Here is a 9,820-nt window from a genome sequence, read left to right as displayed (position 1 = left end):
AGGGGGGAGCCGCAATGCCAAAGGGTGAAGGAAAGTTAATCGCACAAAACAAGAAAGCGAGACATGATTTTACCATTGAAGAAACTTACGAAGCCGGACTGGTGCTGCAAGGGACAGAAATCAAAGCGATCAGAGCCGGACGTGTGAATCTTAAAGATTCCTTTGCAAGAATCCAGCAAGGAGAAGTATTCGTGCATAACATGCACATCAGTCCTTACGAGCAGGGAAACCGTTACAATCACGAGCCGCTCAGGACACGCAAGCTGCTTCTTCATAAGAAACAGATTGCCACGCTGATCGGTGAAACAAAAGAAGCAGGGTATTCTCTTGTACCGTTAAAGCTGTATATTAAAAATGGAGTCGCCAAGCTGTTGATTGGTCTTGCAAAAGGTAAGAAGAAATACGACAAGCGTGAGGATCTGAAACGCAAAGATGCAAATCGGACAATACAGCGTGAACTTGCTCAGCGCCAGAAAGGTAATTACTGATTAACGTAATTTACCATAAGCCTATCCGTTGCAAATTACTGCAGATTTGTTATAATAATATTAGTCGCAAGGTAATTACGCGGCAGCAAGAACAACTGAATAAGTGACTGAGCTTAACTTATTCTGCCCGTTCTTCCCTTTAGTTCTTTTTGCGGATAGCGAAAAGTAACTTCCATCATGGGGACGTTACGGATTCGACAGGGATAGTTCGAGCTTGAGTTGCGAGCCGTGGGGATCGTCCACGATAAAACGTCAACGCCAATAATAACTGGCAAAACTAACAATAACTTCGCTTTAGCAGCGTAAGCTAGCTTAGCGGTTCCTCCCTCCATCGCCCATGTGGTAGGGTAAGGGACTCACTTTCAGTGGGCTACGCCGGATTCCACCGTCTGAGGATGAAGGAAGAGATTAACCAGACTAGCTGCACGGACGCCCGTCGATAGGCAGAAGTTGCAGCGAACTCGCGAATATATCGACTACGCTCGTAGATGCTTAAGTGGCGATATGTCTGGACGTGGGTTCGATTAATTATTAGTCGCCTTGTATGGCAACATACAAGTGAAAATTTGGCTTTATCGGTGAAACCTAAGTCACATTGGTGATAAGGCAATGCCGAGCGGTATGTGGAGCAATCCAACAGCCGTGTATCGACTCATAGGCTGCCCCAGCGGTAGTACTAGGATGCGGGTTCCTGCCTGAACCTCAGGTAAAATATTCAATTCGCATAATACGCCAAAGGACCTTGATTAAGGTTCAAGATATAGTCAGTGCCATGTCGAAAGCATGGAATAGCACGTCCCACCGTCTCCACCAAATACATATTTGGTGGTTTTTATTTGTGAAAAATCCTCTTAAATGTTGAAAAAGTCCTCTTCAAATTGCAATTTTTCTTTCAAAGCTGATCGGCTATACTTTCCGTTTCTCTTGGTAACTCTCTCATAGTGATTCAAGATCCATAAGGCTCTTTGTTTCTTTTTACTAACTCTTAGATAAGGATGAATTTTTCTTAAGATATAAAGAACTTCTTTTTTTGATTTGTAAACTAATGTGTAGGAGTTTTTGTGGCGTTCAGGTTTGTAGTTCTTTTTATTGTTGATGCTCCCCCCTGCTAGCTCTTTAAGGTAGACAAGAAGTTCTCTGTCGGTTGAAGCAATACTAATAATTGGACGTCGATGTTCGTTTTCGTGCAATCTTGTCAATGATATGGAGCCCTCTCCATCAATAATCCCTGCAAAATAAGCTGCTTCCCAATCTTTCAACACCACTCACCCTTCCTATATTTTCTTTCTTTTATAATAACTATTAAAACAATAGTATGAAAAGCAATGAGTCTTTGTATGGATGACCAGTATGTTGAAAGTGTAATGACAGAAGGGCTTAACGAAGCAAGCAACATTTTGTTAAAATCTCCCCCTTTTTTAATATCCGCCATATGGTATGATTTATTAGGTAATTCTATCAGGAGGCATTTATATGTTGGATATTAATCAATTCGATTCCTTTAACAATTCGTCCTTAAAAATAGATAAGGAATTTCCTTCATGCCCCTTAGAGGGTCAATTTGAGCAAATGATTCCGATCTTGAAAGAGAAAGGCGGAAATCATTTAACACATTTAGCCTTTTTGAAAGATAAAGAAGTTTTTTGGGCTAAAGACGAGACAGTTTTTATCGTATATAGACAGATTGCGAACAAATTGGTTGTGTTGGGAGACCCTATTGGAAGTGAGGGTAATATCGGAAATTCCATCAAGGAATTTTGTGAATATAGCGACAGCCAAGGGTTGAAGCCTGTTTTTTATCAAATCAGTACGAAATATATGTCCTATTATCATGACTCAGGTTACAGATTCATCAAACTAGGGGAGGAAGGGCTGGTCCATCTCGAAAGGTTTACGATGTCCGGCAAGCAGAACGGAAATCTTCGGAACAGAATGAATCATTTTGAACGCAATGGCATTACATTTGAAGTCATTCATCCCCCTTTCGATAAAGAGTTACTTGCCGAAATGACATTTGTCTCAAATTCATGGCTGGGAAACCAAAAGGAGAAGGCTTTTTCGGTTGCATCCTTCCGGGAAGACTATGTTTCCAGGTTCCCCATAGCCGTTTTGTGGGATTGTGAAGGCAAGCTTATCGCTTTCTCAACTCTTGCACCCAATTTCAAGGACAGCGTCAGCATTGATTTAATGAGAAGGGTTTCAGATAGTCCTCCAGGTACGATGGCTGTATTGTTTATTCATATCTTTAATTGGGCAAAAGCTCAAGGCTTTAAAACGTGCAGCCTGGGGATGTCGCCGCTTGCTAACGTCGGTAACTGCAGCCATTCCCTAACTACTGAAAAGGTCATCAGGCTCGCCTATCTCTACGGCAACTCTCTGTATAATTTCAGAGGACTGAAGGCATTCAAGGACAAGTTTTCAACGAACTGGGAGCCAAAGTATCTGGCTTACAAGAAAACGATTCTACCGATTGCATTCGTCCAGCTGCTTTTGCTGATCAACGGTAAACCGCGTGTGAAGTTCCTTCAGGAAAGAAGATAAGGAGTTTTTCTTGTGACACCTTTCACTGAAAATGTAGTAAATATTATTAAGAGCATTCCTACTGGACGTGTGATGACGTATGGACAGATAGCAGGATTGGCCGGGAGCCCCCGAGCCGCCCGCCAAGTGGTGAGAATTCTTCATTCCATGAGCGGAAAATACAAATTGCCCTGGCATCGTGTCATCAATGCTAAGGGGCAGATCGCTCTCCAGGATGATGAGGCCTTTTATGAGCAGAAGATGAACTTAGAAATGGAAGGCGTTGAAGTCGGCCTTCATGGGAAAATTAATTTAGAAAAATACCGGTGGAACCCCAATAGTTAAGGCATTTTCTTGAAAAAGGAAAGTGTCTTTTTTTATATTACTTATTGGATAAATATGCTAAAATATATCAAAAACTTTATTGTGAATTGAGGAGCAGGAATGAATACTGTCTGGACAATTGGAATTTTGTTATTTGTCATTATTGGGGCTGTATCAGTAGGGAAGCAGATTAAAAAATTATCGCCGGTGGAAAAAGAGGAGCTAAAGACTGAACTGAAAAATCCATTGGTTCTCATAGCGGGATTGATCCCTTTGGGTGGACTGCTCGTCTATGTTTCTTTTGCATTTCAGTATGTTGCACTGAGAGTGATTGCATTCATTCTGATTGGCGTTGGCCTGATTATTGAGGGTGCAGTACTCTCAAAGCAAACGTCAAAAGGGTCAGTTCTCGTGGTTCTTGGTTCTGCCACTGTTCTCATTACAGGTTTCTTTGTAACAAAGTCGTACTGGTAAAATAGAGAGTAAAAGAGTGGTAGGAAAGTTCCGGTGTGAGTACTTCTTCCTTATGGTTCAATGGTTTTTGGATTGAACCATAAACCGTTATAATGAAGACAAGTACTTATGAAAGGAAGATGATAATGGAAGGCTTCTTGAATATAGTGTTTGGGTATGTCATTTTAGCGGTTCCTGCTTTAATCATAGTGTTATTATTCAGAAGAAAGTCCAAGAAGGATCTGGAGAAATTTGATGAAAGTAAATATCAGGTCCTTGATCATGATGATGAAAAATAGAGACAGTGACATAAGCGGTCAGCTTAATCGAGCCTGCATCCAAGCAGGCAAAACCCATCCGTAAATCTTTCCGGATGGGTTTTAAGTTTCAGATTGATAACAGTTCTTTATTGTTTTCGGTGATTGAAATATGCCCTTTTGACAGGCTGATATTAGTGTCTGATATAGAAGCAAGGTTGACATCATGAGTGACTACAATCACACATTTACCATCTCTATGAGCCAGTTCCTTAAATAGGGAAATGATCTCTGTTGCAGTGTCTTCATCAAGGTTTCCTGTCGGCTCGTCTGCGACAATGAGGCGGGATTGGCAGGAAAGGGCACGTGCAATCGAAACCCTTTGCTGCTGGCCGCCGCTCAATGTCAATACCTTCTGTCTTGCCTGTTTATCTGTGATCCCGACTTTGGCCAGCATTTCTGAGGCAAACTGCTTTTTGTTTTTCTCAGCTGAACCGGTAATTTCCATGGCGGTAACCACGTTTTGCAGTGCAGTCATATAAGGGAGTAGATTATAGGACTGAAAGACGATAGAGACATGTTTATTACGAAAATTGGAAAGACCGACCTTTCGGATGTCATTCCCTTGGTATAAGATTGTCCCTTCTTTCGGAGTGTCGAGTCCGCCTGCAAGGGAGAGCATCGTTGTTTTTCCGGACCCGGATGGACCGGTAATGGTATAGAATCGCCCGGATTCAAACGTGATGGTAATGCCTTTTAATATTTCCTGCTTTTGATTCTCCTGCTTGTACCAATAACGAATGTCCTTAAATTCAAGTATGGAACTCATAGAATTCTCTCCTTTAATCTTGCTTAGTTAAAATAGTTTTTGGCTGAAGTCGTAAGATGGACAAAGAGGGAATCAGGGCAGACAGGAAGGCGATGAATAAACCAATTCCTGCAAGCATCCCAAAGTCCTCAGGGGTTACTTCGATTGAAAGTTCATCAACAGGCTCGGCTTGCTGATTCATCTGACCGGCCATACCTCCACCGAAACCTCCCCGCAATCCCCCGTTTCGGAATGAATCCGGCACATTTGCTTCCTCAGCCTGCTGTATTTCCTGTGTTAAAAGCTGCTCACCGATTTTCCCGGCAACGAGGTTTCCGCTAAACGTTGATAAACCGAGCGCCAGTATGGCAATAGCCGTTATTTCGACGATGAACTGGCCAATGAGTTTCCACCTTTTTTCTCCTATCGCCATCAATACCCCCATCTCATATTTCCGCTCGCGGATGGACATCATGACAAGAAGTCCGAGGATAATTGCACCTGAGGCAGCCACTAGGTATACGACATTCTTGGAAAAAGAAGCGACGTTTTCAATTGGACCGACCATTTGCTGATAAAGCTGATCATTGGCATCCAAAGTAAAGACTTCAAAATCGATGGAACTGTTCTGTTTGGCTTCACTGACAAAGGAATCAACTTCTGCCGGATCCTTCAAGTGGTAGACCGCCCTGTCGATAGTGTTCTCATACTCTGTACCTTTCAGGGAGGAAGCGGCTGTAAACGGAACATAAATCTTATTGTATGGACTCATGAACGCAAAATTCATTCCCTGTCCGGAGTCCTCTACAGCTGACGTTTCATAGATTCCGACGATCTCCAATTCACTCGTAATGGCCTCCTCATTGACAGATGCTACCGTCAACGTGTCACCGACCTTCAATTCATTTTCATCAGCAAGCATCTTTTCAATGACCGAAAAATTGCTATTCGCATCCTCTTCTGTCAGGTGTCTCCCATCCACAAGTGTGGCAGTCTCATCCATAAATTCTTGAACTGAATCCGTAAAGACCACCCCTTGAATGGATACATCGGCCTCAAACATCCGGTTTCCATCCATAGCAGGCATTCTCCCTTCCTGTGTCTGGCTGGAATCACCAGAGCTGTCTTCGCTCTCAATCACTTGAAAACTTTCTGCTATTGCATTGGTTGATGAGTAGAAGTTATAGGCTTTGATTTGTGGGTAGTCTTTCAACTCCTGAGCGGCACCGACTGAGATCGGTGACTGTTCAATCCTCTGCCTGCTTCCTTCCGCTTGCATTTGTTCTCTTAATTTTTCCATATCTGTCTGCAAAGTGACCTCTGCCCCAAGCTGCTGTCTGGCGAGTTCACCGGATTTAACAGCAGCTGTTTGAATCGTGATTCCCGATAATACCAACACACAAATCACTGTAAAAACAATTAACTGGAGCAAGCTTTTCCCTTTTCGGGCGGATACGCTCAAAAAAGCACGTTTAATAAAGTTCATATCATATCTCCTCTTCTATAATCTTCCTTCGTTTCCAATCATATTGGGAAGATATGTCCAAACTATGTCCGAACTATTTCAGAAAAAAGAAACATGAAAAGAGTTAGAGGGCGGGGCACTCAGCTCGAAAAACAGGCTTCTATTATTGTGTGAATTTTTTTGGAACTGGAAGCTCTATGGAATAGTCCGCAATTTTACAGAAGCAGCAAAAATATGGTCCATTTCCCCAAGAGATTGGCCATATTTACCAGACTTAGATAAAAGCATGGTGCATTCCTCTAACTTTTGCATAAAAAAGATTGAAGTTAACGTTAACGTCAATGGTAAAATATAATTATCTAAAAATTCAGATACAGGATGATCTCAGTGAACTATACAATATCACAGCTTGCAGAAGAATTTGAGTTGACGACAAGAACAATCAGGTACTATGAAGAGCTGAATCTTCTGATCCCTAGACGGAATGAAAGCGGAAGGAGGGTGTACTCCAGAAAAGAATACGCCCGCTTGAAGCTGATTCTGCGTGGCAAACGGTACGGGTTCTCGTTGGAAGAAATCAAGGAAATGATCCATCTTTTCGACCGGGACCGGAGCGGAAAGGCACAGCTGGAGAGGACCATTGAATTTGGCAATCAAAAAATTGAGGAGGTGGTAGATAGGATAAAAGAGCTTGAAACCATGAAACAAGATTTAGTAAAACTGCGTGATGATTTTGTGAGAAGACTTGAGCATTTGGAGAGAGAAGAAAAATAAAGCGAGGTAATTCGATGAATAGAATTAAAAACTTTTACCTGGAAGATCCTCATTTCATCAACCTCCTCAATAGTTCAATGAATGAGGAAATGAGAGAGTGGGCTCATAAGGAACTGATAGAATTCGGCAGGATGTGTGCCGGGGAAATTGACGAACGGGCTGTACATACAGACCGTGAAGGCCAGCCGCGATTAATTAAATATGACCGTTTCGGAGAGGATATTTCTGAAATCTGGGTGAATGAAGGCTATAAACAAACCGTAAAAGATACGTATAACAAAGGGATTGTCGGTTATATCCATAAGGAAATCCCGGAGCTTGGGAGGAAAGGTAATTATCTATATTCTTATGCCCAGGGGTATTTGCTTTCGCAGTCTGAACCAGGGTTCTACTGTCCTGTCACCTTGACGATGGCAACGGCTTACCTTTTGGAACACTATGCCAGTGAGGAAATCAAAGACCGTTTTCTTCCTCATGTCCTTTCAACAGGAGAAGTTGAGTTGTATGAAGGAGCCACTTTCCTGACAGAGCGGCAGGGAGGGTCGGATGTCGGTGCGAATGACACCAAAGCGGTTAAGAGTGGTGAATCCTATCGTCTTTATGGAGAAAAGTATTTTGCCTCCAATTCCGGGATGTGCGGAGTCGCGATGGTGCTTGCCAGGATGGAAGGAGCAAAACAAGGATCAAAGGGGCTCAGTTTGTTTGCTGTGCCTTGGAGAAAAGAAGATGGGAAACTAAACGGGATTAAAATTAGAAGATTGAAAGACAAACTGGGGGTCCGGGCGGTACCATCAGCGGAAGTGGAGTTTGACGGTGCAGAAGCTTTTCTGGTAGGTGAAGCTTCAAGAGGGATTCACTATATGATGGAGGCGCTCAATCTATCGAGAGTCTGCAATGCGATTGCCTCGATCGGGATCATGAGGCGTGCCTATATGGAAGCAAGGAATTATGCTTTTCACAGGGAAGCATTCGGTAAGAAACTAGCAGAATACCCGATGGTGAAAGAAACGTTGACGAATTTAGCCGTCAAGCAGGAAATTGAAACGAGTGCCGTATTTTCTCTAGTCGAATTGTTTGATAAGGTAATGTCGCATGAACACCCTGTCTCGGAAAAAGAAATGGTTTTAAACAGGCTGCTCATAGCACTGTTAAAAAAAGAAACGGCAGAACAGGCCATTCATTTCTCTCATGAGGCAATTGAGATGCATGGCGGAAATGGGTTTATCGAAGATTTCGTCTTGCCCAGACTTTTGCGGGATGCCCAGGTCCTCACGGTTTGGGAAGGAACAGCCAACATTCTTGGCTTGGAAATACTTCGTCTGATGAACAGGCATAAAGCGCACATGCTGTTCATAGAGGAAATGAGGAAAAAGCTGAACAGTGTGTCCGCGTCTTTAGACTCCTTAAAGAAACCTGTCATTGGCGGGCTGAATGAGCTGGAGGAACTGACAGAGTATGTCGCCGCTTCAGCTGAAGACGTACAAACCTTCCATGCCAAAAAAATCGGTAACCGCATGACAGCCGTCTATGAAAGCTGGATCAGCTTAAAAGAAGCATCAGAGGGCGGGGAAAGAGAACGGGCGAAAGCGGAAATCTTTATTGAAAAAACGTGGAGCCCGCATCTTCTTGATAAAGAGATGAAGTCTGTCTCCTATTTTGACTTGATCTGCGGCCACCAGTTGACCTCAGTGAAATAAGATGAACCCCCGCACCTTGTGTGGGGGGTTATTGAATGTATGAAGCAATTCGATTGTTCATTTCAAGGTGCTTCTCCAGCAGCCTTTCATTAAGGCGCTAGTACTTTTCTTAGCTCGCTTTCTCAGCAAGCACTGTTTCTTTTAACTGACAATACTTCCAGTAGAAAAGCGCCGTAGCCGAAATGGAAATAACTCCAAACATAAGAGTCATGTTCTGCAATCCCATGAGATCGAGGAACAAGCCAGTCATAAGCAGCACCACTTGGAAGATCAATCTGTCCAACATGTTTCTGAACGAGAAAAACCGCCCGTGAAACTCTTTTGGGATACGTGTTTGAAAAATGGTTGCAGCTGTCGGGAAAAAGCAGCCGACTGCAAATCCGAATACAATGAAGGCCACTACGGAGATGACAGCGTGATCAGCGAAGAACAAAAGCATTTGTGCCAACCCGATAATAAATGAGAATAGGAACAAAATGATATAGGGTGACAGCTTATCGCTGATTTGTTTTACAATGAAGGCCCCCAGCATAAAGGCAATCCCTTCAGAAGTATAGATCCAACCCTTGATGGCCGAACTATCCTGAAGTTCACTAATATTAATAACCATCAAGTTGAAGCCGCCGATAAATAACAAAGGAATGAGTGTCATGATCAAGGTCATCATGACGATCGGAAGTCCTTTGATAATCGGAAACACTTCCTTGAAGCCGCCTGATTTGGCTTTTCCTTTTTGGATTGTACCTTCTGCAGGCTCTTCCAGCTGTAAGAAAAACGTCAGGAAAAACAGAGCCAAATAAGCGACCAGGGAAAGGAAATACAACATGGATAATGACATGATAACCAAAAGGACACCTGCCAAAGCCGTACCAAGTATCCTTGAAAGTGTCGCCACATTCATATGGATACCATTCAGCTGCAGTAAGTCTTTTTCTTTTACAACCATTGGAATTGCAGCCTGTAAAGCCGGAAAGTAGAATGCTGCTGAAATTTGAATGCATATCATGAAGACTACCATCCACATTACAGAACCT

The 9,820-nt window shown here is 42.9% G+C and carries 11 protein-coding genes and 1 other RNA gene; 8 read left to right on the top strand and 4 right to left on the bottom strand.

Annotated elements, in window-relative coordinates; genetic code table 11:
* The first annotated feature begins 14 nt into the window (after positions 1–14).
* Positions 15–488, top strand: coding sequence for an SsrA-binding protein SmpB (gene smpB, locus BSG1_RS17535; RefSeq protein ID WP_006838536.1), 474 nt, complete (start codon positions 15–17; stop codon positions 486–488).
* Between the two features lie 187 nt (positions 489–675).
* Positions 676–1,015: a transfer-messenger RNA gene (gene ssrA / locus BSG1_RS20585) on the top strand.
* A 324-nt stretch (positions 1,016–1,339) separates the two neighbouring features.
* Here ssrA and BSG1_RS17530 read toward each other — a convergent pair.
* A complete protein-coding gene (locus BSG1_RS17530; protein ID WP_156791523.1) occupies positions 1,340–1,750 on the bottom strand; it encodes an LAGLIDADG family homing endonuclease in 411 nt (136 codons plus the stop codon).
* Positions 1,751–1,961: 211 nt separating this feature from the next.
* Between BSG1_RS17530 and BSG1_RS17525 the strand changes: the two genes are divergently transcribed.
* The 4 genes from BSG1_RS17525 to BSG1_RS21010 all read left to right on the top strand — a co-directional run bounded on the left by BSG1_RS17525 (position 1,962) and on the right by BSG1_RS21010 (position 4,084).
* The gene (locus tag BSG1_RS17525) at positions 1,962–3,029 is read left to right on the top strand and encodes a phosphatidylglycerol lysyltransferase domain-containing protein (RefSeq protein ID WP_006838533.1); all 1,068 of its coding nucleotides are present in this window, start codon (positions 1,962–1,964) and stop codon (positions 3,027–3,029) included.
* Between the two features lie 12 nt (positions 3,030–3,041).
* A complete protein-coding gene (locus tag BSG1_RS17520; protein ID WP_006838532.1) occupies positions 3,042–3,353 on the top strand; it encodes an MGMT family protein in 312 nt (103 codons plus the stop codon).
* Positions 3,354–3,452: 99 nt separating this feature from the next.
* Positions 3,453–3,806 (top strand): hypothetical protein, encoded by a 354-nt coding sequence (locus BSG1_RS17515; protein WP_006838531.1) that lies wholly within the window; start codon positions 3,453–3,455, stop codon positions 3,804–3,806.
* Between the two features lie 125 nt (positions 3,807–3,931).
* Positions 3,932–4,084 carry a hypothetical protein gene (locus tag BSG1_RS21010; protein ID WP_156791522.1) on the top strand — a complete coding sequence of 51 codons (153 nt, stop codon included), beginning with the start codon at positions 3,932–3,934 and terminating at the stop codon, positions 4,082–4,084.
* Between the two features lie 88 nt (positions 4,085–4,172).
* Here BSG1_RS21010 and BSG1_RS17510 read toward each other — a convergent pair whose 3' ends face one another.
* Entirely contained in the window at positions 4,173–4,871 is a 699-nt protein-coding gene (locus BSG1_RS17510) for an ABC transporter ATP-binding protein (protein WP_006838529.1), read from the bottom strand.
* A 13-nt stretch (positions 4,872–4,884) separates the two neighbouring features.
* Positions 4,885–6,336, bottom strand: a complete 1,452-nt coding sequence (locus BSG1_RS17505; RefSeq protein ID WP_006838528.1) for an ABC transporter permease — start codon at positions 6,334–6,336, stop codon at positions 4,885–4,887.
* A 357-nt stretch (positions 6,337–6,693) separates the two neighbouring features.
* Between BSG1_RS17505 and BSG1_RS17500 the strand changes: the two genes are divergently transcribed.
* Together BSG1_RS17500 and BSG1_RS17495 are read left to right on the top strand one after the other, a co-directional pair.
* Positions 6,694–7,089 carry a MerR family transcriptional regulator gene (locus BSG1_RS17500; RefSeq protein ID WP_006838527.1) on the top strand — a complete coding sequence of 132 codons (396 nt, stop codon included), beginning with the start codon at positions 6,694–6,696 and terminating at the stop codon, positions 7,087–7,089.
* Positions 7,090–7,103: 14 nt separating this feature from the next.
* On the top strand, positions 7,104–8,786 hold the full coding sequence (locus BSG1_RS17495) for an acyl-CoA dehydrogenase family protein (protein ID WP_006838526.1): 1,683 nt from the start codon (positions 7,104–7,106) through the stop codon (positions 8,784–8,786).
* 109 nt (positions 8,787–8,895) lie between these two features.
* On the opposite strand, the gene BSG1_RS17490 is transcribed toward BSG1_RS17495, so the two are convergent.
* The coding region (locus BSG1_RS17490; RefSeq protein ID WP_006838525.1) for an MFS transporter at positions 8,896–9,820 on the bottom strand (925 nt) is incomplete at its 5' end.

It is taken from the genome of Bacillus sp. SG-1, assembly GCF_000181495.1.
Taxonomy (GTDB): Bacteria; Bacillota; Bacilli; order Bacillales; family Bacillaceae_B; genus Rossellomorea.
The sequence above is the reverse complement of the archived record's forward strand: the minus strand, read 5'-3'. Positions and strand labels throughout refer to the sequence as shown.